23 protein-coding genes are annotated in these 23,222 nt (G+C 44.7%); 17 read left to right on the top strand and 6 right to left on the bottom strand.

Features of this window, described 5'->3' with window-relative positions:
• Positions 1-29: 29 nt before the first annotated feature.
• The 8 genes from hisIE to porU all read left to right on the top strand — a co-directional run bounded on the left by hisIE (position 30) and on the right by porU (position 7,082).
• Positions 30-659, top strand: a complete 630-nt coding sequence (gene hisIE, locus NFI81_RS17100) for a bifunctional phosphoribosyl-AMP cyclohydrolase/phosphoribosyl-ATP diphosphatase HisIE (RefSeq protein ID WP_234611262.1) — start codon at positions 30-32, stop codon at positions 657-659.
• Between the two features lie 13 nt (positions 660-672).
• On the top strand, positions 673-1,008 hold the full coding sequence (locus NFI81_RS17095) for a phage holin family protein (RefSeq protein ID WP_234611263.1): 336 nt from the start codon (positions 673-675) through the stop codon (positions 1,006-1,008).
• Between the two features lie 60 nt (positions 1,009-1,068).
• On the top strand, positions 1,069-1,407 hold the full coding sequence (locus tag NFI81_RS17090) for a phage holin family protein (RefSeq protein WP_234611264.1): 339 nt from the start codon (positions 1,069-1,071) through the stop codon (positions 1,405-1,407).
• 98 nt (positions 1,408-1,505) lie between these two features.
• Positions 1,506-1,928, top strand: coding sequence for a hypothetical protein (locus NFI81_RS17085; RefSeq protein ID WP_234611265.1), 423 nt, complete (start codon positions 1,506-1,508; stop codon positions 1,926-1,928).
• Entirely contained in the window at positions 1,925-2,698 is a 774-nt protein-coding gene (locus tag NFI81_RS17080; protein ID WP_234611266.1) for a phosphoglycerol geranylgeranyltransferase, read from the top strand. The genes NFI81_RS17085 and NFI81_RS17080 overlap by 4 nt, the downstream gene beginning before the upstream one ends.
• On the top strand, positions 2,691-3,029 hold the full coding sequence (locus NFI81_RS17075; RefSeq protein WP_234611267.1) for a hypothetical protein: 339 nt from the start codon (positions 2,691-2,693) through the stop codon (positions 3,027-3,029). Before NFI81_RS17080 ends, NFI81_RS17075 begins: the two co-directional genes overlap by 8 nt.
• A 68-nt stretch (positions 3,030-3,097) precedes the next feature.
• Positions 3,098-3,712, top strand: a complete 615-nt coding sequence (locus NFI81_RS17070; RefSeq protein WP_234611268.1) for a hypothetical protein — start codon at positions 3,098-3,100, stop codon at positions 3,710-3,712.
• On the top strand, positions 3,690-7,082 hold the full coding sequence (gene porU, locus NFI81_RS17065; protein WP_234611269.1) for a type IX secretion system sortase PorU: 3,393 nt from the start codon (positions 3,690-3,692) through the stop codon (positions 7,080-7,082). The genes NFI81_RS17070 and porU overlap by 23 nt, the downstream gene beginning before the upstream one ends.
• Before the next feature lie 58 nt (positions 7,083-7,140).
• Here the strand turns inward: porU and NFI81_RS17060 are convergent, their stop codons facing one another.
• A complete protein-coding gene (locus NFI81_RS17060) occupies positions 7,141-7,335 on the bottom strand; it encodes a hypothetical protein (RefSeq protein WP_234611607.1) in 195 nt (64 codons plus the stop codon).
• Between NFI81_RS17060 and porV the strand changes: the two genes are divergently transcribed.
• Together porV and NFI81_RS17050 are read left to right on the top strand one after the other, a co-directional pair.
• A complete protein-coding gene (gene porV, locus NFI81_RS17055; RefSeq protein ID WP_234611600.1) occupies positions 7,244-8,347 on the top strand; it encodes a type IX secretion system outer membrane channel protein PorV in 1,104 nt (367 codons plus the stop codon). The genes NFI81_RS17060 and porV overlap by 92 nt on opposite strands.
• A gap of 78 nt (positions 8,348-8,425) precedes the next feature.
• Positions 8,426-9,706 carry a M16 family metallopeptidase gene (locus NFI81_RS17050; protein WP_234611270.1) on the top strand — a complete coding sequence of 427 codons (1,281 nt, stop codon included), beginning with the start codon at positions 8,426-8,428 and terminating at the stop codon, positions 9,704-9,706.
• Here NFI81_RS17050 and NFI81_RS17045 read toward each other — a convergent pair whose 3' ends face one another.
• Positions 9,707-11,029, bottom strand: a complete 1,323-nt coding sequence (locus NFI81_RS17045) for a cryptochrome/photolyase family protein (RefSeq protein ID WP_234611271.1) — start codon at positions 11,027-11,029, stop codon at positions 9,707-9,709.
• Between the two features lie 130 nt (positions 11,030-11,159).
• Here NFI81_RS17045 and NFI81_RS17040 point away from each other — a divergent pair, with 130 nt between their 5' ends.
• On the top strand, positions 11,160-12,014 hold the full coding sequence (locus tag NFI81_RS17040) for a 3-keto-disaccharide hydrolase (protein WP_234611272.1): 855 nt from the start codon (positions 11,160-11,162) through the stop codon (positions 12,012-12,014).
• A 64-nt stretch (positions 12,015-12,078) separates the two neighbouring features.
• On the opposite strand, the gene murA is transcribed toward NFI81_RS17040, so the two are convergent.
• The 4 genes from murA to NFI81_RS17020 form a co-directional block, all read right to left on the bottom strand.
• On the bottom strand, positions 12,079-13,386 hold the full coding sequence (gene murA, locus NFI81_RS17035) for a UDP-N-acetylglucosamine 1-carboxyvinyltransferase (protein ID WP_234611273.1): 1,308 nt from the start codon (positions 13,384-13,386) through the stop codon (positions 12,079-12,081).
• 45 nt (positions 13,387-13,431) lie between these two features.
• Positions 13,432-14,184, bottom strand: coding sequence for a DUF4290 domain-containing protein (locus NFI81_RS17030; RefSeq protein ID WP_235137350.1), 753 nt, complete (start codon positions 14,182-14,184; stop codon positions 13,432-13,434).
• A 66-nt stretch (positions 14,185-14,250) separates the two neighbouring features.
• A complete protein-coding gene (gene porU2 / locus NFI81_RS17025) occupies positions 14,251-16,689 on the bottom strand; it encodes a putative type IX secretion system sortase PorU2 (protein ID WP_234611275.1) in 2,439 nt (812 codons plus the stop codon).
• Positions 16,690-16,722: 33 nt separating this feature from the next.
• Entirely contained in the window at positions 16,723-17,232 is a 510-nt protein-coding gene (locus tag NFI81_RS17020) for a dihydrofolate reductase (protein ID WP_234611276.1), read from the bottom strand.
• A gap of 237 nt (positions 17,233-17,469) precedes the next feature.
• Here NFI81_RS17020 and NFI81_RS17015 point away from each other — a divergent pair, with 237 nt between their 5' ends.
• The 6 genes from NFI81_RS17015 to NFI81_RS16990 all read left to right on the top strand — a co-directional run bounded on the left by NFI81_RS17015 (position 17,470) and on the right by NFI81_RS16990 (position 23,215).
• On the top strand, positions 17,470-17,844 hold the full coding sequence (locus NFI81_RS17015; protein WP_234611277.1) for a PadR family transcriptional regulator: 375 nt from the start codon (positions 17,470-17,472) through the stop codon (positions 17,842-17,844).
• A gap of 29 nt (positions 17,845-17,873) precedes the next feature.
• A complete protein-coding gene (locus NFI81_RS17010) occupies positions 17,874-20,429 on the top strand; it encodes a PspC domain-containing protein (protein WP_234611278.1) in 2,556 nt (851 codons plus the stop codon).
• A gap of 71 nt (positions 20,430-20,500) precedes the next feature.
• Positions 20,501-21,196, top strand: coding sequence for a head GIN domain-containing protein (locus NFI81_RS17005; protein WP_234611279.1), 696 nt, complete (start codon positions 20,501-20,503; stop codon positions 21,194-21,196).
• 200 nt (positions 21,197-21,396) lie between these two features.
• Positions 21,397-22,254 carry an outer membrane beta-barrel protein gene (locus tag NFI81_RS17000; protein ID WP_234611280.1) on the top strand — a complete coding sequence of 286 codons (858 nt, stop codon included), beginning with the start codon at positions 21,397-21,399 and terminating at the stop codon, positions 22,252-22,254.
• 19 nt (positions 22,255-22,273) lie between these two features.
• On the top strand, positions 22,274-22,792 hold the full coding sequence (locus tag NFI81_RS16995) for an acyl-CoA thioesterase (protein WP_234611281.1): 519 nt from the start codon (positions 22,274-22,276) through the stop codon (positions 22,790-22,792).
• Between the two features lie 54 nt (positions 22,793-22,846).
• On the top strand, positions 22,847-23,215 hold the full coding sequence (locus NFI81_RS16990; RefSeq protein ID WP_082217080.1) for a Rid family detoxifying hydrolase: 369 nt from the start codon (positions 22,847-22,849) through the stop codon (positions 23,213-23,215).
• Positions 23,216-23,222 lie beyond the last annotated feature (7 nt).

The following is a 23,222-nucleotide window of genomic DNA, read 5'->3' as shown; positions in this document are numbered from 1 at the left end:
ATGCAACTTTGTCTAAATGACCATTCAAAATGAGCGATACATTTTCAACAATTAATTTCAATAAATCACCCGACGGACTCGTGCCGGCCATTATTCAGGATTCCAATACAAGCAAAGTGCTGATGCTCGGTTATATGAGCGATGAAGCGTTGGAAAAAACGAAAGAGCTTGGTACGGTGACGTTTTTCAGCCGAAGCAAGCAAAGGCTTTGGACAAAGGGTGAAACGTCCGGAAATTTCCTTTTTGTGAACGAAATAACCGCAGATTGTGACGGCGATACGATCCTTATAAAGGCAACGCCCGCTGGGCCAACTTGTCACACCGGAGCGGATACATGCTTTGGGGAAAAAAATAGTCAGGATACCCGAATCGGGGAAGCATCTTTTCTCAACTACCTGCAGAAGGAAGTGATCCGGGAAAGAAAATTAAATCCGCAGGACGAATCATACACCAGCAGCTTATTCCGCAAGGGAATCAACAAGATCGCCCAAAAGGTTGGGGAAGAAGCAGTGGAAGTTGTGATCGAGTCCAAGGACGACGATGCGGATCTTTTTAAAAATGAAGTGTCCGATTTGCTTTTTCACCTCTTGGTGCTTCTGGAACAGAAAAACATTGACTTAGACGAGGTAATTGGCGTACTTCGTAGCCGTCACCAATAAAAACGGACACATAATGAAACTAATAATACGACTATTAATCAGTACGTTAGCTATTCTTATTGCAGCTAATTTGATCCCAGGTGTTGTTGTTGCAAGCACCACTACGGCCATTATTGTTGCCATTGTGCTCGGAGTCCTGAACACCTTCCTGAAACCCGTGCTGCAGATTCTTGCCCTGCCGATCACGATCATGACGCTGGGACTTTTCTATTTCGTGGTCAACGTTTTTATTATTTACATTGCAACTTACCTGGTTTCAGGCTTCTCAATAGACGGATTTATTCCCGCATTACTCTTCGGTCTCGTCGTTTCTCTTATTTCCGGAATTCTTGGTATGTTTTTGGATTAGCGTGTAAGTCCAGCTCCGTAAGAGCCTTAAATTGATACACATGAATGAAAACTACTGCTTATGCTTAGTCAACTAGAGGAAATTAAGGACACGCTTTTTAAGTATTTCGAAACACGTATCGATTTATTTAAAATTGAAACGAGGGATAAGATCGAACGTGCAGTTGTAATGGCTTTATATGGTGCAATATTGCTTTGCATCGCCCTTACAGTGCTTATCCTGATTGTAATTTTGCTGGGGACTTTCCTGAACAAATGGCTCGACAGCGACTATTTGGGCTATTTGATATTACTCGGCGTCTTCGTTTTAAAACTGGTAATCTGGATCGTTTTCAGAGAAAAACTCATCCAGTTTATCAGGGGAATTATCGTTCGTTTTGTTAAAGTAAAAGAGGATTAACACTTAAGAAGTGGTATTTTGGGGAAAAATTCACTCAAATTGCTATTTTTGGGTTCCTTTTGAAAATTTCTCAGGTCATCATTAAACTAAAAAATGAAATGAGTTCTTCAATAGATTCTTCCGTAAAGATCACTAAACCATTCTCTTCCGATACGGATAAAGATAAGCAAGACTTGTTGCTGGATGCGGATCTATACAAGGATAAGCTCGAATTGCAATGGAGCGGGCTTAAAACGGATGCTACGGAATACGGGAAAAAAGCGCTGATTATCGGCGGTGTGGTAGCAACCACTTACGTTGTAATGAATGCGATTTTGCCAAAGAGTAAAAAGGAGAAAAGAGCGGAAGGACAGGAAGCTGTGGCGTTTGAACAAGCTCAGGCATTTAAGGCAGGTGAAGCAAAACAAAAAAGCAAATTTGCGGTGGGAGCAGCCGTTCAAAGTTTAGCCTGGACATTAGCTGTGGGTTGGGCGCGCCAGAAGCTTAAACATTTAATTGCAGATGAAAGAAAAATCGAATGAAAACAGCGAATCATAAAATCGCAGACCTCCTTTCAGCAAGAAAAATAGAGAAAAGGAAATCGTTTGCTGTTCTCTTGGATCCTGACAAAGTTAATTTTTCCACTTTTCCGAAATTCCTGGAATATGCGGTTGCGCATGGCGTTGACTTTTTTTTTGTAGGAGGCAGCCTCATTACCAATTACGCAATAGACCAGCTCATTGCCGCTATACACGAGCATACCAACATTCCCGCGATTCTTTTTCCAGGAAGCAGCCTTCACATTGATCCTTCTGCAGACGCAGTCCTGTTGCTATCATTAATTTCTGGCCGGAATCCGGAACTGCTTATAGGGCAGCACGTTATTGCTGCGCCACTATTAAAGAGAAGCGGGATCGAAGTTTTGCCTACCGGTTATCTTTTAATCGAAAGTGGCAGGCTTACCACCGTATCCTACATTAGTAATACTACACCATTACCGAGAGACAAGCCTGGCATTGTGGCATGTACTGCATTGGCTGGTGAGTTTTTGGGCCTAAGACATATCTTCCTGGATGCCGGCAGCGGCGCACAATTTCCGGTTACTGCGGAGACCATCAGGGCTGTCCGCGAAACAGTGGACACACCTATTATCGTTGGTGGCGGTATCGACTCATACGAGAAAGCCGATGCTGCCCTGGGCGCAGGCGCGGACGTGATCGTGGTTGGTAACGGAATAGAACAAAACCCGGATCTCCTTCCAGAAGTCGCGGCGTGCGTAAAGGCTTTCAATAGAAAAACAGAAAGTGTTTAAAGGAACAACAGGAGATTTTATTGCACAAAATAAAGGGATTTGGGTGTTTTCTAAGGAAATTTTAAGTTCTTGGAAAAATACAATAGCAAAGGTTGGGAATATTCAAATTAATCCTGCTACATTTGTATCGAACCTTAATTACACCCAAGAAATGAAAAAAATATTTGCATTGGCGTTTGTTGCCGGGATGGTAACTTTCGCTGCTTGTACTAGCAAACCAGCTGACGAATCTGCTGATACTACTGCTGTAACTGTTGAAACTCCTGCAATTGATACAACTGCAGTTGATACAATGGCTGCTGATACAGCTGCTGCTGATTCAGTGAAGTAATTAGACGTACAAGTCGAAATTCGTGAAAAGCGCTATGAAAATAGCGCTTTTCTTTTTTTATTTAAGGAATGAAAAACATATCCTTCGGCCTCCATGTTCCCCAGGCGGCAATCGCATATTGCGAGGAGTTACATAAAATTTACAAGTTCGATTTCTTCCTCTCGCGCCCCAGGCGCACCCGACTAGGTGACTTCACGGTTAAGCCCGGTTATGTTCCCAGAATCACGGTAAATGTGAATCTTAATCCATATAATTTTCTGATTACCTATTTGCATGAAGTGGCGCATTGCGTAGTGCATCAGCAATATAAAATCCGGCTGAGAAAGCGCGTCGCCCCGCATGGCATAGAGTGGAAACGGGAGTTTGGTAGATTATTGCAACCTGTCCTCAACGAAAATCATTTCCCCGCAGATATTCTGGAAGCATTAATACGTTATGCTAAGAACCCGAAGGCCTCGACAGGCGGCGACCAGATTCTCTTTAGCGCGATTCGCAAATATGATGATCAAGCACTCAATTCATCCAGAATTGCACTTGTTCAGCTGAATGAAGGCAGTAATTTCGTTTTTCAGAACAGGTTGTTTGTCCGTGGGTCGCTCAGGAGAACACGTGTGCTTTGCACGGACAAAGCTTCCCAGCGTCTTTACACCATTCCAGCCCATGCATTGGTTGAAGCATGTTAATTTTCCTTTTCGCCTGATCAGGACAGCGTTTTGCTGTTTGGGAATAATCATTTCTTTTTCTTTAAAAGCGCAGGAAAAATCAGTCCTTTCAACCGGCAACTGGTACAAGCTGGCTGTAAGCCAAACGGGCATCCACCGAATTGATTTTTCCTTTTTTCGGAAACTAGGTGTCAACCCTGCCGACATTGATCCAAGGCAGATCCGGATTTACAGCCAAAGATCAGGAATGTTGCCGCAGCCAAATAATGTATTGAAATCCAATGCACTGGCTGAAAATGCAATCATGGTTTCCGGTGAGGAAGATGGCAAGTTTGATGGCAATGACGCGGTTTTTTTCTATGCCGAAGGGCCGCATGAAATTTCCTACGATTCTGCAAAAGCTGAATTGAGGCATCAGATAAACATTTACACAGATTCCAGTTACTATTTTCTCACTTACGGGCAGCAAATTGGGTTAAGGGTGAAGCCGTTAGCGACCATTACATCACAAAAAGCCCACCTGATTAACCAATTTGACGATTACTGGTTTCATGAAGCGGAAACTTATAACCTGCTGAAATCAGGGAGGGAATGGTGGGGAGAATATCTCAACAATGCTCCGCTTTCTTTTACTGCAAACATTCCAGGCATTGTTCCTGCTTCAAAAATAAAATTGCGGACATCGGCAATCGGTGCGGCGCAGATCGCCACGAAGTTCCTTTGGCAGCTGAATGGAAGGCAAGCGGGTGAAGCGTCAATCGGAACGGTGAGCGCGGGAACGTATGACATCAAAGCATTGCGAGCCGACGCAACATTTACAATCAACGCCGATAGTTCTCCCCCCGATGCGATAACAGTCGGCGTAGCTTATGAACGCAACGGGCAGAGTTCCGGACAAGGCTATTTGAATTACGTTGCGCTGCATGTAAGGCGGCAGCTGCGGCAGTATGCAATCCAGCAAGTATATCGCTTTTTGCCGGAATCTTCAGATACGGTCACTTATCAATTCAGTAATGCAAGTTCGGACTGGCTGCTTTGGAATGTAAGTAGTGCACAAATTCCTGCGTTTGTTAATCAAAATATTCAAAATGGCACATCTTCGTTTACAACCATTGGCGGGAAAGGGAGCAGACAATATATAGGCTTTAAAACAGATCAGGCGATAGAGCCTTTTTTCTCGCAGAGAGTTGATCCACAAAACATTGTTAGCAATGCTGCACCTGATTTGCTGATTGTAACGCCAGCGGCCTGGAAGCAGGAAGCAGAGCGACTGGCTGCATTCCGGGAGAGCAATGATGGGTTGGAAACGCTGGTTGTCACTATGGACGAAATTTATAATGAATTTGGTGGCGGAAAGCCGGATTTGACTGCTATCAGGGATTTTGCAAAACATTTGTATATGAAAGAACCAGGCAAACTTAAATATCTGCTCTTGTTCGGCGATGCTTCATTTGATTATAAAAACAATTTAAAAAACCAGTCGGCATTTCAACAAAAAAGCTGGGTGCCGGTTTATGAAAGCAGGGAATCGCTGAATCCGGTATATACTTATTCTTCTGATGATTATTTCGGGTTCATGAAGGACAGCGAAGGTGCCTGGACTGAATCTGTTGCCGGGGATCACACGGTTGACATTGGTGTGGGTAGGCTGCCCGTGAAATCGCTGTCTGAGGCACAACTCATAGTGGATAAGCTGATTCGATACGGATCTTCGGGGCGGGTTTTGGGCAATTGGAGAAACAATGTTCAGTTTGTGGCTGACGATGGCGACGGGAACATTCATCAGCGCCATGCGGACGAACTGGCGAGCCTGATACAGCCGGGTTTTATGTCTTCGAGAGTTTTCATCGACGCATTCCCGCAAAACACAGGTTCGGAAGGACAAAAGGCGCCGGCAGTTAATCAGATCATTAATAAAAAAATAAATGAAGGAACATTAATCCTGAACTACACGGGTCACGGCGGGGTTAGCGGCTGGGCGGAAGAGCAGGTCCTGACGTTGGCTGATATGCAGTCGGCCCGTGGCATGGACAATTTGCCATTGTTATTTACAGCAACCTGCGATTTTGGGCGCTATGATGATATGGGTTTGGTATCAGGGGCAGAATTGATGGTTTTAAGTCCAAGAGGCGCAGCCATTGGGGCGATCAGTACCACCAGACCGGTTTATTCCAGCACCAATTTTACGCTTAGCAAAGCATTTTATGAAGCATTATTAAAAGAAGGTCCTCATATCAGGCTCGGTGATATTTTTAAAGAAACCAAAAACAATGCGCTGGTAGGCAGCCTCAACCGGAACTTTACATTGCTGGCAGATCCATCCATGCAACTTGCCCGCGCACGGAAAAGCATTCGTTGGGCCGAAAAGCCTGATACACTGCGCGCTTTGCAAAAAGTGCAGCTGAAAGGGCAGATTTTTGATGCGGTTACAACATTAAAAGATAACAAGTTTGATGGGGTGGCGCGCGTTGTACTATATGACAAGCAGATCACATTCAAAACGCTGGGCAATGAGGGTAGACCCGAAACTTATTCAGAGTTTCGCAGCAAATTGTTTGATGGGCGGGTAAAGGTTAAAGGAGGGGAGTTTATCTGTGAATTTGTAATGCCAAAAGACATTGACTACCGCGTGGGAATTGGCAGGGCAAACGTTTATGCCGTTCAGGCAGACAGCCTTGGGGATGCGAGTGGGCAGCTTGATGTAACCATTGGCGGCAGCGCGGTTCCCGAAACGGACAACACGCCTCCGAAGCTGACAGCCTATATGAATGATGCGTCGTTTAAAGATGGCGATTTAATCGAGCCGTCGGCTACATTATATGTAATGGCCAGCGATGAAAACGGGATAAGTATTTCAAACGCCGGAATTGGGCATAATGTCACGCTGATTATAAATGATACGACCACGATAGCCCTTAACGACTACTACACGGCAGACACCGATGATTATAGGAAGGGTGTCATCACTTATCCGTTTGAAAACTTGCCAACCGGTAAATATCTTATTCGCGTAAAAGTATGGGATACTTATACTAACTTTTCCGAAATTGCGTTCGGTTTTCAAGTAGGTGCATTCAAGGGCATCCAACTCAACGCGCTGAAAGTATATCCAAACCCATTCGACAAAGATCTGTCATTTGAACTGGCCCACAACAGAGTGAATGAAGATGTAGAAATAGTTTTTAATATATTTTTAAACAATGGGCAGTCTCTGGGGCAATTCCGCAGGCAATATTTCAACACGGAGGCAACCGTCAGGGAAACTTTTGACGTCACTCAATCCGGATTTTGGATACCAAACCTTACTTCACTTGTGTATCAGTTAAGCATCAGGTCGTTAAAGGATAATTCCAGAGACCAGCGATCGGGAAAGCTGATCCGTTCTCCATAGTTTAATAAAACTTAGCATTTTTTTAGTAATAACTATCTTTCATTGTATTTTTGACCCTTTAAAGAAGCTGATTCAAAGCACTTCCTATCGCAAATCCAATTTCTATGAGACTTTTTTTTGTTAGTTTATCTTCTCTCTTTATTCTTTCAACGGGTACAATTTTGGCCCAGACCACACCATCAAGCACACAAAGAATTCCACATTCTCCGCTTTCTTTTTTAACATTTGCCCCTGATGCCAGAAGCGCTGCCATGGGGGAGGTTGGTGTAGCAATTAGTCCTGATGCCAATTCTACATACTGGAATGCTGCTAAGCTGCCTTATAATACAAAGGATATAGGTGTTTCTGCGTCGTACACTCCCTGGCTCAGGAATTTGGTGGACGATATGTGGTTGGGTTACCTGACCGGTTATAAGAAATTGGGCGACAAACAGGCCGTTGCTGTTTCTGTTAATTACTTCAACAATGGCGAGCTCGACCTAAGAACTTCAACGGGTGCGCAGAATGGATATTACAACTCACGCGAACTTGCTGTTAGCGGAACTTACTCACGCCAATTAGGGAAAAATTTCTCGATGGGTTTGACATTAAAATACATCTCTTCAAACCTGGCGGCATCCGGGGTGATCGCAGGAGCTTCGTTATCCCCTGCACGGACAGCTGCGGGTGATATCAGCGCATTTTATAGAAAAGCGCTGAGAAATGAAGAAACAGGCGGTGAATTTGTATGGACCCTTGGTGCAGTGCTTTCCAACCTGGGTGGTAAAGTGAGCTACTCTTCGGTTGAAGGTTCAGAAAACTTTATTCCAACTAACCTGAAATTGGGTGGCGGGATCTCATTTACAGCAGACGGACGTAACCGTTTCAATTTTGGTCTGGATGCGAGAAAGCTAATGGTGCCAACGCCGGACGGAACAGACATCAATGCGCGTCCGCTTTTGAAAGGTGTGTTCGGATCGTTTTCCGATGCTCCGGATGGGTTTAAAGAAGAATTGCAAGAAGTTGGATTGGCAATCGGTGGGGAATATGTTTACAATAATATCTTCGCATTGCGTGCCGGTTATAATACAGAACATAAAAACAAAGGCGATCTTAAATATTTCACGGCTGGCGCGGGCGCTCATTTCATGGACAAGTATTCCGTTGACTTCGCTTATCTTTTCCCTGTAACACAAGGAAGTCCTTTGGCCCAGACGTTAAGAATCACGCTTTCTCTTGGCTTAAATAAGTCTGAGAAGCTGGATGTCAACGATACAGAGAACTAACAGCTTTTAGAAATTTACTTTTTCAGAACGAATGGCGTAATTGTAACGTCATTCGTTTTTTATTACTCAACATTGCACATGATCATTGACCGCACCATCGCTCCGGAATTTCGGGTTATAAATTCTGTACACCTGCCAGATCCCCAAACTTACAACCTCGACAACGGAACTGCACTGCATGTTATCAACATTGGCGATCAGCCGGTGATCAGGCTGGAATGTATTTTTGAGGCGGGGAATTGGTATGAGCAGGAGATTGGTGCTTCGTTTTTTGCAATAAAGATGCTTTCCGAAGGGACGCTCACCAAGACTTCTGCGGAAATAAGCGAAGCGTTTGACAGGATCGGTGCATTTACGGAAATGACCCACACCGCCGACCGTATAGGAATTGTCGTTTACGCACTTTCCAGGTTTTTACCGGACGTCTTGCCACTAGTCAGTGAGCTGATCCACGACGCCGTTTTCCCTGAAAAGGAATTTCAGGACCTGAAAAATATCAACATTCAGAATCTCCGGGTTAACAAAGAAAAGAATGCTTATCTGGCCACCACCGCATTCCGGGCAAAGCTTTTTGGCAGCAATCATCCTTATGGGCAAAGCCAGGAGGAAGAGAATATCTCGTCCCTTTCAATTGATACGATCAAAGAGCATTATCAGAGATTTGTTAAAAACGGTAAATTCACGGTTGTACTTGCAGGGCAGGTTAGTGAAAATGATGTTAAAGTGGTCAATGAGCACCTCGGAAAAGTTTATACCGAGAACCAGATCTTACCGGTGACAGATGTTCAGCAGCCTGTTTACGCGAACGTGGAAGTGCTTGTTGAACGACCTGATAGCGTGCAGTCGTCGATTCGAATGGGTCGGAAGCTTTTTAACCGCCATCACCCGGATTATTTCAAAATGCTGGTTACTAACGAGATATTGGGCGGATATTTCGGGTCGAGATTGATGAAGAATATCCGGGAAGAAAAAGGCCTGACCTATGGCATTTCTTCACACCTCGTAACATTACGCAAGGAAGGATATTATATGATCGGGACGGATGTGAAGAAGGAGTTTACTCAACAGACCATTGACGAAATCAAAAAGGAAATTTATCGATTGCAAACAGAGCTCGTTGGTGAGGAAGAGCTTCAAACGGTCAAAAATTTCATGTCCGGAGAGTTCGCCGGATCATTGAACACTGCGTTTGAAGTGGCTGATCGGCAGAAGATATTGTTGCTTGACGGCTTGCCAACGGATTTTTTCAAACATTACATTGAACAGATCCATGCTACAACCAGCCAAGATGTGCTCTCAATGGCTATGCAGTATTTGCAGCCAGAAGATATGCTAACCATCATTGCAGGCGGGAAATAATTACGATTTGTCAAGGGCTTTTTTATATTCTCTAAGACATCTTTCCCTCGCCATTTTGTGGTCAACCATCGGTTCCGGATATGCGTCTGTGCCAAATTCCGGGACCCATTTTTTGATATATTCTCCTTTCGGATCAAACTTTTTGGCCTGCGCTTCGGGATTGAAAATTCGGAAATAGGGTGCAGCGTCCGTGCCGGATCCGACAGCCCATTGCCATCCACCATTATTGGCCGCCAAATCATAATCCAGCAACTTTTCGGCGAAATAAGCTTCACCCAGCCGCCAGTTGAGCAGCAAATGTTTGGCTAAAAAGCTCGCCACAACCATCCTAACCCTGTTGTGCATAAAGCCGATTGCATTCATTTGTCGCATTCCTGCGTCCACTAGGGGATAACCGGTTTTACCATCACACCATTTCTGAAAGGCTTCTTTATCGTAACCCCAGTTAATGTCGTCATAAGGCGCTCTGAACGCTTTACCTTTCCCGACGTGCGGAAAGTTGGAAAGGATTTGCTGATAAAATTCCCGCCAGATCAGCTCATTAAGGTATAAGTTGCTGTGTTTTTTTGCAAATCTGGCCAACTCACGAATGCTTACGGTGCCAAATCTTAGGTGTATACCAATGCGGCTAGTGCCTTCCATAGCCGGGAAATCCCTGCTTGTTTCGTAGTTTTCGAGCAATTCGGCTGAAATTTCGCTGGAAGGAAAGTCCGTGTCCGTGCTTTTAAAGCCCATTTCTTGAAGCGAAGGAATTGTGCTGCCTCCCCATTTTAAAAAGTTTTTGAAATACTTTTTGTTGGGATAAGAAGACAGATAGAAGTCGTTGCATTTTTCCCTCCACATCCTGCTATAAGGTGTAAAGACGGTGTAAGGTGTATTTTGCCCGCTCAGTATTTCCTGCTTTTCAAAAATAACCTGATCCTTATATGCTTTCAACTCTGCTTTTCTCGAACGCAGGATCTTGGCTACGGCCGTGTCCCTTTCCGTTGCATAAGGTTCGTAATCTGTGTTGGTAAAGACTTCGGCAATGTCGTATTTCTCGCTGAGTTCCTGCCATACATCTGTCGGATGTCCGTAGAAAACCAAAATGTCCGCGCCAAGCGTTTGCAATTCTCTTTGTATTTCAAGAATGTTTTGATGTATGAACGTCAGGCGCTTATCTTCCTTATTATCAAGGTCATCCAGAATTGTTTTGTCAAAAATAAAAACAGGAACAACGGGGTTTTCGGAACGCAATGCATAGTACAAACCTGCGTTATCATGCAGTCTCAAATCCCGGCGAAACCAAAATAATGTGATTTTTTCTTTTGTATTTAAACTCATGATTCAAATTGCAAGAATAGTATGCCAAACGGAAGGCGATTTTATATAAATACGAAGTAAAGATTTTTTTGGATGTCCCGGAATTGTAACAGCCGTCTGTTTACTTTGTGTTCTCATTAATCCTTAATCCATGAAATTACAACTTACGCTACTTCTCAGTATCCTCAGCTTCATTGCCTTTGGTCAAAAAAACGCAGACAAGCAGGAATGGAAACAGCTTTTCAACGGCAAGAACCTTGACGGCTGGGACATTAAAATTCGCGGCTACGAGCTGAATGATAATTACCTGAACACGTTCCGCGTGGAAGATGGCAAAATGGTCGTACGGTACGACAAGTATGATGACTTCAAGCAAAAATACGGTCATATCTTCTACAAAGGAGACTTTTCATACTATCGCATTTCGGTTGAATATCGTTTCGTAGGCGAGCAAGCCCCGAAAGGCGAAGGCTGGGCCTGGCGGAACAGCGGTATAATGGTGCACGGGCAGCCTGCTGCAACGATGGGGAAAGACCAGGATTTTCCTGCTTCCATTGAAGTACAGCTGCTGGGAGGCAATGATAAAAAGCGCACAACTTGCAATCTTTGCACACCAGGGACCAATGTGGTGATGAATGGAAAATTAATTACGCAACATTGCGTGACTTCCACATCCCAGACTTATAATGGCGACCAATGGGTAAAAGCAGAAGTGCTTGTGCTTGGCGATTCGCTGATCCAGCATTTTGCGAATGGAGAAATGGTTTTGGAATACAATAAGCCACAATTGGGAGGCGGAAATGTAAGCGGCAATGATCCGTCTTTAATCGTTGACGGAAAGCTGCTGGATCATGGCTCGATATCGTTGCAAAGCGAGAGCCATCCTGTTGAATTCAGGAAAGTAGAAGTTTTGGATTTGAAAGGCTGTATGGATCCGAAAGCTGCTAATTACAAGTCTTACTATGTGAAGGCTGATAATAGTAAGTGTAGTTACGGGAAGAAGTAGGGTTGTTATTTAAGCTTGTCAGCCTGAGCAAACCGGTCCGCTCAGGCTGACAAGCAAACAAAAGCTACAACCTAACAATCTCAGCTCCAATAGCATTTAAACGACCATCGATGTTCTGATAACCGCGGTCGATCTGCTCTATATTATCGATGATACTAACTCCTTTTGCGGATAGTGCAGCAATGAGAAGCGCTACACCGGCGCGAATGTCGGGGGACGTCATACGAATGCCGCGCAATTGCGTTTCGCGGTTATGTCCAATTACGGTTGCGCGATGAGGGTCGCAAAGGATAATTTGCGCACCCATTTCAATTAATTTATCTACAAAAAACAGGCGGCTTTCGAACATTTTCTGATGGATCAGCACTGTTCCCTGTGCCTGCGTGGCTGTTACCAGGATAATGCTTAATAAGTCAGGCGTGAAACCGGGCCATGGTGCATCTGCCACAGACATGGTGGAGCCGTCCAGGAAGTTTTCAATGCGGTAATGTTCCTGAGCCGGGATAAAAATATCGTCTCCCTGGAATTCCATTTTGATCCCCAGCCTTTGAAATACATCAGGAATGATGCCTAATTGAGCGATCTGACAGTCTTTGATGGTTATTTCAGATTGTGTCATTGCCGCCAGACCTATAAAGCTTCCTATCTCGATCATGTCGGGAAGCATGGTGTGTTCTGTTCCGCTTAGCTGGCTTACACCCTCAACTACAAGCAGATTGGAAGCAATTCCTGAGATTTTTGCGCCCATTCTGTTCAGCATTTTACATAATTGCTGAAGATAGGGTTCACAGGCTGCATTATAGATCGTCGTTGTGCCTTCTGCCATCACGGCCGCCATCAGAACATTGGCTGTTCCGGTAACAGACGCCTCGTCCAGGAGCATATAAGCACCTTTCAGGTTGGTCGCATCAACTTTGTAAAAACCACCATCTTCCTCGTCGTAACTGAACTGCGCACCAAGCTTTTCAAAACCTAGAAAGTGCGTATCCAATCTCCGGCGACCAATTTTATCGCCCCCGGGACGGGGAATCCTGCCTTTACGAAAACGCGCCAGCATCGGGCCCAGCAACATTACAGATCCGCGTAAGGCGGCTGCTTTCTGCTTGTAAGATTCCGATTCCAGGTGATCCAGATTAATGTCAGTCGCTTCGAAGCGGATTGATGACTCACTTAGTTTCGTCTGACGGACACCCAGATCTGCAAGCAGATTGATGAGCTGATTTACATCCCGAATGTTGGGAATGTTATGAATTGTTACCGGTTCCTTGGTCAAAAGCACAGCGCACAGAATTTGCAATGCCTCGTTTTTTGCGCCTTGGGGAACAATAGAACCTTTAAGCCGTCTATCTCCGGTTATTTTAAATGAAGCCATATATGAATGTGGGGCAATTGACAGGGATAAAATTAAACCTGGATGTTAGATTCCAGGTTTTTTGCGGTTATTCCGGTTATTATTATTGTTGTTACCGTTGTTGTTATTGCGGCCTGCGAACTTGTTATTAGGCCTGTTTCGATTGGAATTGCCTTGGTTACTATTACCACCCTGGCGTTCGGAATTGTGGCTGGACTGGGCTTTGAATCCGCCGGCGCCGCCACCCTGATGGCTGTTTCCGCGGTTGCGTTCCTGGCTGCTGTTGTTCCGGTCTTTTGGGGCCGCTTCGATGGGCCCGTTGGCGCGGATATAATCGATTTCTTCTGTCAGCTGGCCTTTACTAAGCTGTTCCAGCTGGCCGAGCAATACATTGTCCTCCGGATTGTCTTTGTTCCAGGTGTTAAAAAAGGAGCGCATAAGCCTGAAAATGTAGGAGACAAAGGCAAGCTTATCTTCCTTATTTTCGGTATTAATAGCTTTTTCAAGGAGCAGATCAATGTTTCGGCCGTAATGGCGATACATTAAATTTTGCTGGTTGTAGCCCACTTTAAGTGGTTTTTTTCCTAATGCTTCCGGAGAAGGCGGTGGGAATGGACTGTCCACATCCAATTCAAATCCGGAAATAATGTACAGATCATCCCACAGTTTATTGGTGTAATCCTGGTTATCCCTCATGTTCGGATGGATCTGACGCATGAGCTCGACCAGAATGTGCGCATAAAGGTTGCGTTTTGCCTTATCTTCCATCTTTACGATGTGATCAGCAAGTTTTTGTACGTTACTACCGTATTCTTTCAAGTGGATAAGTCATTTTATAATCGACAAAAATAAGAAGTTTTTACTGAAAGAAAAGGGTGGATGAGGTTAATGAACCCAAATCAATCTTCCCCGTAATGCCTTTTGGGCAGCAGAGGAAACAGTCCCGTTTTTCTGGTCAATTTCCAGGCTATATAAATAAACGCCGGACGGCAGGTTTTCGGGGTGCCAAAACCACTCATTTTTTCCGGAATGCGTGTCAAATGAAAATTTTTGCACCTTCCTGCCCCATAAATCATAAATAAATAGATTCGCTTTTTCGGGAGGGTTCGTTGAATTAAACGTAGCCAGGAACCGGAACCAATGATCCGATGGGTTGGGAGAAACGCTGATTGCCGTAATGTCTGATGTTGCGGCTTGTGTGTTGCCCGATTGTAATGTTGGATCTTTGGGGAAAATGCGGATAGCGGGATCGCCGTGCAGCAGCATTTGCTGGGCTGTAATGATGGCAGTTATGTTTTTGTGTTTGGCCAGATTCCTGCGGATCGCTTCATTTTGGATCACACCAAAGGATTCGTTAGTGAAGCTGGAAACTGCCAGCACTTCGTAAAAACTTTCTGTATATTTTTTTAAATCCGTAGATAGTCCGTTAAATGTGTGTGCAAGAAACAGGACTGCTCCTTTATTCGGGCTAAAGATCCAGTCACTGCTAAGGGTTTTTGTTGAATAAAAAATGCTGCCAGCCGCGCAGCCATTGATAATGATCGCAGGATAACGCGGATGATTTTGGATACGGGATTCCGGATCACTCGCCATTCCTATATCAATGTCGGTCACGTCCAAACTGGAATGTCCAAACAACGTGATCAGACTAGCTCCACCATTAATAGGAATGTGAACCGGAAGCTTTTCAACGGGATCAGTCGTCTTTTTTGAAATCGTTTCCACATGTGCTGGGAATGTTGAACGCTTCATTTTTTCTTCAAAAGACTTTACATAACCCGAAAAAACCGAAAGCTCTTCGTCCGATCTTCCTCCGCTCAAATGCAGTATGTTCTTTCGCCAGGGAGCCGATGCCGGCTGGGCTTCTACTGTCTTTACCTTTATCAGATAATCGTAAACATTCTGGGATGTTAATGCATTGAGGCGTCCGATCGGCACAATCGGGTCCAAGCTGGATACAGAATCCGACCCCATTACAAGCGCAATGTCTGAACCTGGCCAGCCAGCATTCGGAACCATATCCAATGTGCGTGCATAGGCTGATTTTCTTGCAGTTTGTGGGTCAACGGAGCGTCCAATGAGAAAGACGAATTTCAAATTACCCGCTTTTGTCATCCATGAAATCATATTCTTAATGCCAAGCGGTCCCGGAACACCATAATTGAACTGATTGTAAACTTCCTCACTATGCACAATCAAAGGCTTGAAGTTGCCGCCTTGTATAGAAGCACGGTAATTTGCATAAGCTGAAACTTGGTCCGCACCATGAACAGGAACTCTAACTGCTGGATGTGTAATAATCAGATAATCAAATGATTGTAAATCAATGTTGCGGAATCTTACTAGTCGTGGTTTTAAAATGTTCGCCAGTTCCGGCTGATATACCGGCTCATTGGTTAGAATTCTCTGTGGATAGCTCAGTTTGGCATAGGACAAGGATATACTCCCCTGATTTCCAGTCGCAACCAATGTGAATTTCAGCTCGCGTTCGCTGCTGAAATCTGCTGAATCCAGGAAAGTTTTGAGCGTTATAGATTCAAAATTGTGAATGCTGAATGATTTGATTTTTCTTTTTAAGCCCACATTATCCGAAGACCAGAGCTCATAAGCATGTTTCCCTGCCGACCGGCCAACCAGAACCAGCTCGATTTGGGCATTTGAAAATCGGGAAGTCACCGGATTATTAATGTCCAATGAAAAAGAATAGGAAACATTATCCTTGATTTCCGGGCCGGTCCAGCCTTCGCCTGCATCATAACCAGAAATTGCCGAGCCGTCATTATAGCCGCTTTCGGGCGGATAGAAATTGCCGGGCGCGTATTGAGATATGAAGAGCTTTTCGATCTCCGTGAAATGATAATCATTTGAACTTGAATGAGGTGCGACATTGAATTGCGTTCTCTTGCCTGCAATGCCTGCGATATTAAAAGTCAAGAAATAAGCGCTGGTGTCGGAATACAGGCTGTAATGTGCATGTGGGATGTGGACTGGGCTTATGTAAAGTGCGCTGTCCAATGCGCCATCGTTTCTTTGCCCATCAAAAATAACCTGACTTTCATTCGCCATGTCGCTGCTCACCTGGATAGCAACTTCTTTTCCCCGCCAAAACATTTGAAATGAGCAAGATTGATTGGTATCGGTGGGAAACCCGGCTTCTCTGAGTTCAGCACTGGTGATTTTGTACAGTCCGTTTTCTATGACCGGAATACGCAGATAGGTTTGTGAAGGGACGATCCACTCGTTTCCGAATAATTTCTGAGCGGCAACAGATGTTCGTGTAATCGAAAACAAGAAAATAAAAGTGTGCGTAATAATTTTGTTCATACAAATAAGTGAATGAACAGGTTGCGTACATCCTTAACCGGTGTTTTTCCTTTCGTAAACATTCATAGAAAAAGAAAATTCGTGTTGCTCGTCCTGTTCATGAAATTCAGAACTGATCAGCATCCAGTCATCCTGATTTACTACCGGGAAATATGCGTCGCCTTCAACCTGTGCGTGAACAATGGTCAGATATAATTTTTGAACGAGCGGCAACATTTCCAGAAAAACCGAAGCACCGCCCAATACAAATACGGCGTCTTCACCAGAAAGTAACGCGAGGGCCGAAGAAATATCTTTCGCATAAACCGTGTCAGACGAGCTACTTTCCGGTATTGCCGAAGATAAAATGACATTTTTATAGGTTGAATGCAATGCATCCGGCGCTTCAAAGCTTTTTCGACCCATTAGGAAGGGTTTCCCGTCTGTAACTTTCCTGAAATGTTTCCATTCATCCGGCAGATGCCAGGGAAGGCTGTTTTTATTCCCGATCACCCGGTTTTCGCTCATAGCGGCGATGATATAAAGCTTAGTTTGTGTTACCAAGGCAGTAGATTAAAGGATCTTTTTAAAATAAAATATAGCCTAAAATAATGAGGCCAAATGTATCAACTAAATGTTATGCCGATCAAATACTTAAATAACCGTTCATCCTAACTCGCGAATCTTTTTAACATGGTACCTTGCATCACAAAGTACCTGTGTATACCTTTGTAATACCAGAAGGTAAAATCCTATCTGTTAGCCATGAACTTTTTACATTTAATTAACACATGAAACCACATGAATATTGAAAATGCCCAAGTGCAGATGCGGAAGGGAATTTTGGAATTCTGTATTCTGCACATCATATCGAGGGGCGAAGTATACGCTTCTGATATGTTGGATGAGCTGACTTCTGCGCGCATAATGGTTGTAGAAGGAACGCTTTATCCGCTTCTTACCAGGTTAAAAAATTCCGGCTGGCTGGATTATAAATGGGTGGAGTCTTCCTCAGGCCCTCCGAGAAAATATTATGTTTTGACTGATGAGGGGAAAATATTCCTGGATGCAATGCAAGCCACATGGTTTGAACTGGCGGAGTCTGTGCAAACTGTTATACACCGCACAGAGGATTTGAGCAAAGCAGCTTCTTCCAATCTTCCCGAACCTAACTGATCATTTAGAGACATTCGATTATTACAATCATGAAAAAGACAATCAGCATAAATATTGGTGGCATTATCTTCCATATTGAGGAAGACGGTTACGAAAAACTGAAAGGTTACCTTTCTTCCATCCAGAAATATTTCTCTTCTTTTGCTGATAGCAAGGAGATCTTGTCTGACATCGAAGGAAGGATCGCAGAGCGGTTTTTGAACAAACAAAAAGCAGAGGCAAAGCAGGTGATTTCTCTTTCCGATGTGGACGAACTGATCGCCGCAATGGGGACGGTCGCTGACTTCGAGGCCATTGAACAAGCAGAAGACATTCTTGCTGACCCATTGGAGTCTGCTGCATCAAAAGGATATACACCAAAAGAGGAAGCTTATGCTGCATCGGCATCATCTTCCTCATATAGTGCTCCCAAAACTGAGCCAGTAAACGCTGCCGGTCCAAGAAAACTATACCGTGACCTGCGACGCAAACTTTTGGGAGGTGTTGCTGCCGGACTTGCGCATTACTTTACCATCGATCCGATCTGGGTCAGGCTTGCTTTCCTCTTTATGGTGATTGGGTTACCAGCAGGTTCTGGAATGATGGACTTGAATATGGAGGATGAATTTGGTCCGCTTTCAGGCTTTATGGTGCTGGTGTACATTGCCATGTGGGTTGCGTTTCCTGGTTCTACAACATTGGAAGAGGATGCGCAGATCAAGAAATTCTACCGTGATCCGGACCGTAAAGTGGTTGGAGGGGTTGCAGCTGGTGTAGCATCTTATTTTGGTGTTGATCTGGGTGTTGTGCGGTTTCTTTGGGTGTTATCTATCCTGCTTTTCGGAACCGGTGTGCTGGTCTACATCATTCTCTGGGTGATTGCACCCGTGGCGAATACGCTCACAGAAAAAATGGAAATGCAAGGCGAACCGATCACCTTGTCCAATATTGAATCGAACATTAAACAAAGTCTGAATCTGGAAGAAAAAACGGGTGAGGAGCATATTTTGACAAAAGTTCTACTTTTTCCCTTTCGTGCGATTGCATTGATCATAGGCGCACTAGGCAGAGTCTTGAGAGGTTTGGGCCCCATTATCCGTATATTAATAGGCGCTTCCTTGATCGCTATGGCCGTTATGGCGCTGCTTACATTGGTGATCGGTGGAGCGGTGGCGCTGGGTGTGACCAACTCGGTCCCTTTTGACAACCTGCCTATTCCTTTTTTGATATTCCAGGAATTACCTGATACGCTTATTTTGTCCGGTTTGCTTGCAACAGCGATTCCTTTCATAACATTTCTTTTATTGGGATTGACCCTCTTGTCCAATAAGCGTGTGGTGGGAAGTTCGGTTTGGCTTACATTATTAGGGCTTTGGATTGTTGGGATTATAGGCAGCACCATTGGCGGGATCTCTTATCAAAGGAATTTTGCAAGACGCGGAGAAGTGTTGCAATCCACTTTTTATGCATTTCCGCAAGGCACATTAACCTTCGATCACAACTATACGGACGACGAAGATAATGTGGATGTCCATATCAGCATGGAAGGTTACAACACGGCGGACAGCATTAAACTTGATAAAAGACTAGTGTCCCGCGGCGCTACGACAGCCGATGCCAAGAAAAATGCGCAGGCATTGACTTACGATATTGAAGTGAAGGATTCGGTTTTTGTTTTTAATGATGGGCCTGTGTTCGGCAAAGGTGGCCGTTTCCGTGATCAGCAGATCGACGTAACAGTTAATCTGCCTTATAACAAGCCTTTCTATATGACCCGTGATTTTTACCATAATCTTTCACATTGGGAAAGCAGGCATCATATGTTGAAGCGTTACGATGTGGATAACAGCGAAATTTCCTGGAACAAATTACTCTGGATGGTTAAAAGTGACTCGGGACTGGTTTGTATCAACCTGCCCGCGAAGTTCATCCTTGATGAAGAAAGGGACAATAATGATAATTCCGAAGGTTTTACCTTTGATATCAATGACGATAACAGCAATGTTGAGCTGGGGGAACGCGGCAATTATATCAAGCAATTCCCCGTAGGAAGTTTTACAAAAATAGATATAGGCGGCGCTTACTCCATTCTGGTTCGCCAGGGAGCGGAGTTCAATGTTTCTGCGGATAGCGAAACAGAGGAAGCTGTGGACGATCTGAAGGTGACTGTGGAAAATGGCACATTGCGTGTTAGGAGTTCCAGTTTTACGATTTTTGACCAAAATAATTGGAAGCGCATCGGGCTGGTCATCACAATGCCGACAGTTGAAGGGCTATCGCTTTCGGGTGCGAACAAAACAAGGGTGGTGGGCTTTACAGGTCTGGAAAAATTGGACGTAGACATTGCCGGCGCATCGAAGACAGAGATCAATCTGGAAGTAAAAGAGCTGAATCTGGACATTGCAGGTGCATCCCGTGCATTTCTGAAAGGATCTGCAAACTCGGCAACCCTCGACGCTCATGGAGCCTGCAAGTTGACGGCCACCGAAATGAGCATCCAAAATGCAAATGTGGAAGCATCCGGCGCATCGAAAATTGAACTGGGCAGAATTCCTAACTTGTCCAAAAACGCAAACGGCGCAAGTAAGATCAACGCTGAGGAATAATTTAGTGAGCCGTGCAACTTTTTATAAAGGCTGCACATCTTTTCAAAAAGTCCATCTAATTAATTTATAGCATGAAAAAGATCATCACATTTTCGTTTGCAGCACTATTAATGCTTGTTTTTTCCCTGAATGCCAGTGCGCAGGGCACTCGTAACTTTAATTTGACAGGCTTTGACAAGCTTTCCATGGGCAGTGCATTTCGCATTGAGGTAAAGCAGGGGAGCAAATACAGCATTTCTACCAGTGGTCGCGCTGAGGATCTTGATGATCTGGAAGCGACGGTTAAAAGCGATGTGCTTCATTTGGGTTACAAAGGAAATAATTGGAACAAAAACAGGAAGACGGTCAATGTAAGCATCACCATGCCGGCTTTGGAAGGCGTTGAATTTTCGGGCGCCAGCAAAGCCAATGTTGCCTCATTTTCAGGTGTAAGAAGTATGGATATTGAAGTTTCGGGAGCCTCACAAGTGACCATGGAGCTGTCGTCCCCAAAAGCGACCTTTGAATTATCCGGCGCTTCTTCGCTTATTTTGACAGGCCAGGGTGACGTTTTGAACGGCGAAGTTTCAGGAGCCTCTTCATTTAAAGGTCGGGAATTTTCGGCCAAAACAGTGAATATTGATGCATCAGGAGCCAGCAGCGCGGCAGTCGTGGCAAGCAATTCACTCCATGCGGATGCGAGTGGAGCAAGCAGTATCCGTTACTCTGGAGCTGCGAAGGACGTTCATTCCAGCTCTTCCGGCGCAAGCTCGGTAAAAAGAGATTAATATAAGCACCCCTACATAATTTGAACGAAAGGCCGGCTTTGCCCGGCTTTTTGTTTTTCCAAGATCAGCGAAAAAAGTAACAAATTAGGTTAAGAGTAATATATTTACAGACTTTACCTTCTCTATAATCCTTCTTAAGTGCGTTTATGTTTTTGTAATAAAACAACATCCAACAGATCAAAAACTTTTACCAAAGGAAAATGAGAAGTAAGTGTGCCTCAAAATATGCTCTTGCAAAAGTATTTATCCTGATTCTCGCGTGTCTGGGTACATTCAAAGTTTCAGGGCAAAATAAATCCGGCAAATACGTCAACCCGTTCGGCGTAATGAGCGTGACGGCTGGCGTTGGCGTGGCCTATTACATGGGTGATCTGACGGATGGGGTTAATATGAAGCATTTGGGATTAGGGCCTTCCATTTCTTTGGGCGGACTTTACAGGCTCACGGAGCATGTCAGCGCACGCGGAGAAATCAGGTTTTATCAGGTCTCAGCCGATCAGAAATACTCCAAAAACGCTCAGAATAACCTTTCTTTCAAAACTTTTAATCCAGACATTAATCTGGGAATCCAGGCAGATCTGTTCTCTTTCAATAGTCAGGCGCCGATTAATCCCTATCTTTTTGGCGGGGTCGGGTTTACATTATTAAATCCAAAAGCAAAAATCGACGGCGAATGGCATAGTATGGCACCATTGACAACGGAAGCTGTAAAATACAAGCGGTTACCACTGGTGTTCACAGCTGGAATTGGCGTTTCAATCAAAACAACAAAAAGGTTAAGCCTGGGTTTGGAGCTTTGTAACAACTTCCTCAATTCCGACTATCTCGACGACGTCAGCACAGTTTATCCTAATCCCGACCAATTACCGAGTGACCTGGCCAGAAGATTGTCCGACCGCTCTCCTGAAATCGGTTTGGAGCCGCGGCAACCCGGCTGGAACCGCGGAAGCGCAAAAAGCAAAGACAGTTATCTGTTCTTCCAAGTGCGCGGAACTTACCTGATCGGCAACAGAATGCAGGCTAAGGAGCGGAAGAAAACCCGTTGTCCCAAATTTTAATACAAATCAATTCCAATATATGTTAAAGCCTAAACATCCTCATCAGTCAGAGGTTACCATGACTGAAATGGTGCTTCCTAATGATACAAATACTTTGAACAACCTGATGGGAGGCAGGCTTTTACATTGGATGGACATTTGCGCAGCCATAGCCGCACAGAAACATTCGAACCGCATTGTTGTTACCGCTTCCGTTGATAATGTTTCGTTTACCGAACCCATTAAGCTGGGCAACATTGTAACCATGCAGGCCAAAGTAACCCGCGCATTCAACTCGTCCATGGAAGTTTTTCTGGAAGTATGGGCCGAGGACATTCCTGCCGGGCAGCGCGTGAGCACAAACCGCGCTTTTTATACTTTTGTTGCCGTAGACCAAAATGGGCGTCCTATTGAAGTTCCGCCTCTGGAACCGGAGACGCCCGAGGAACAGGAGTTGTTTTTGAGCGCACTTCGCCGCCGCCAATTGCGTCTGGTGCTGGCTGGCCGGATGAAACCTGCGGACGCCATTGAGCTGAAAGCACTTTTTCAGGTCAATTAAGTCGGGCTTACTACTATATTTTTGGTATTTTTACGGCATAAATACATTCAGCTTATGCCAAAAGAGATCATTTTTTCAGATAAAGCGCCTGCTCCGATCGGGCCTTACAGCCAGGCCGTTAAAATAAACGGAACCCTTTACGTTTCAGGGCAGATCGCAGCCGAACTTGCCAAATCGGGCGACATCAAAGCGGAGACCGGGATCGTGATGCAGAACATCGGGCACATTCTCGGCGCAGCCAAGTTAGGCTTCCAAAATGTAGTGAAGTCTACGATTTTCCTGAAAGATATGAATGACTTTGCGGCTGTGAATGAGGTTTATGGCAGCTTTTTTACCAAAGAACCACCTGCCCGCGAAACGGTGCAGGTTGCACGTCTGCCCAAAGACGTGAATGTTGAAATATCCGTTGTTGCGGTCGAGTAGGACGCAC

This window comes from Dyadobacter fanqingshengii, assembly GCF_023822005.2.
In the GTDB taxonomy this organism is placed as follows: Bacteria; Bacteroidota; Bacteroidia; order Cytophagales; family Spirosomataceae; genus Dyadobacter; species Dyadobacter fanqingshengii.
Note: the sequence above shows the minus strand (reverse complement) of the source record. Positions and strands in the feature narration are given on the sequence as shown.

Excerpts from the sequence above, each read along its gene's own strand:
- NFI81_RS17085 (WP_234611265.1), top strand. The coding sequence starts at position 1,506 with ATGAGTTCTTCAATAGATTCTTCCGTAAAGATCACTAAACCATTCTCT.
- porU (WP_234611269.1), top strand. The coding sequence starts at position 3,690 with ATGCATTGGTTGAAGCATGTTAATTTTCCTTTTCGCCTGATCAGGACA.
- hisIE (WP_234611262.1), top strand. The coding sequence starts at position 30 with ATGAGCGATACATTTTCAACAATTAATTTCAATAAATCACCCGACGGA.
- NFI81_RS17060 (WP_234611607.1), bottom strand. The coding sequence starts at position 7,335 with ATGGCAGCGCTTCTGGCATCAGGGGCAAATGTTAAAAAAGAAAGCGGA.
- NFI81_RS17050 (WP_234611270.1), top strand. The coding sequence starts at position 8,426 with ATGATCATTGACCGCACCATCGCTCCGGAATTTCGGGTTATAAATTCT.
- NFI81_RS17000 (WP_234611280.1), top strand. The coding sequence starts at position 21,397 with ATGAGAAGTAAGTGTGCCTCAAAATATGCTCTTGCAAAAGTATTTATC.
- murA (WP_234611273.1), bottom strand. The coding sequence starts at position 13,386 with ATGGCTTCATTTAAAATAACCGGAGATAGACGGCTTAAAGGTTCTATT.
- porU2 (WP_234611275.1), bottom strand. The coding sequence starts at position 16,689 with ATGAACAAAATTATTACGCACACTTTTATTTTCTTGTTTTCGATTACA.
- NFI81_RS17010 (WP_234611278.1), top strand. The coding sequence starts at position 17,874 with ATGAAAAAGACAATCAGCATAAATATTGGTGGCATTATCTTCCATATT.
- NFI81_RS17005 (WP_234611279.1), top strand. The coding sequence starts at position 20,501 with ATGAAAAAGATCATCACATTTTCGTTTGCAGCACTATTAATGCTTGTT.
- NFI81_RS17015 (WP_234611277.1), top strand. The coding sequence starts at position 17,470 with ATGAATATTGAAAATGCCCAAGTGCAGATGCGGAAGGGAATTTTGGAA.
- NFI81_RS17070 (WP_234611268.1), top strand. The coding sequence starts at position 3,098 with ATGAAAAACATATCCTTCGGCCTCCATGTTCCCCAGGCGGCAATCGCA.
- NFI81_RS17040 (WP_234611272.1), top strand. The coding sequence starts at position 11,160 with ATGAAATTACAACTTACGCTACTTCTCAGTATCCTCAGCTTCATTGCC.
- NFI81_RS16990 (WP_082217080.1), top strand. The coding sequence starts at position 22,847 with ATGCCAAAAGAGATCATTTTTTCAGATAAAGCGCCTGCTCCGATCGGG.
- NFI81_RS17095 (WP_234611263.1), top strand. The coding sequence starts at position 673 with ATGAAACTAATAATACGACTATTAATCAGTACGTTAGCTATTCTTATT.
- NFI81_RS17090 (WP_234611264.1), top strand. The coding sequence starts at position 1,069 with ATGCTTAGTCAACTAGAGGAAATTAAGGACACGCTTTTTAAGTATTTC.
- NFI81_RS17080 (WP_234611266.1), top strand. The coding sequence starts at position 1,925 with ATGAAAACAGCGAATCATAAAATCGCAGACCTCCTTTCAGCAAGAAAA.
- NFI81_RS16995 (WP_234611281.1), top strand. The coding sequence starts at position 22,274 with ATGTTAAAGCCTAAACATCCTCATCAGTCAGAGGTTACCATGACTGAA.
- NFI81_RS17045 (WP_234611271.1), bottom strand. The coding sequence starts at position 11,029 with ATGAGTTTAAATACAAAAGAAAAAATCACATTATTTTGGTTTCGCCGG.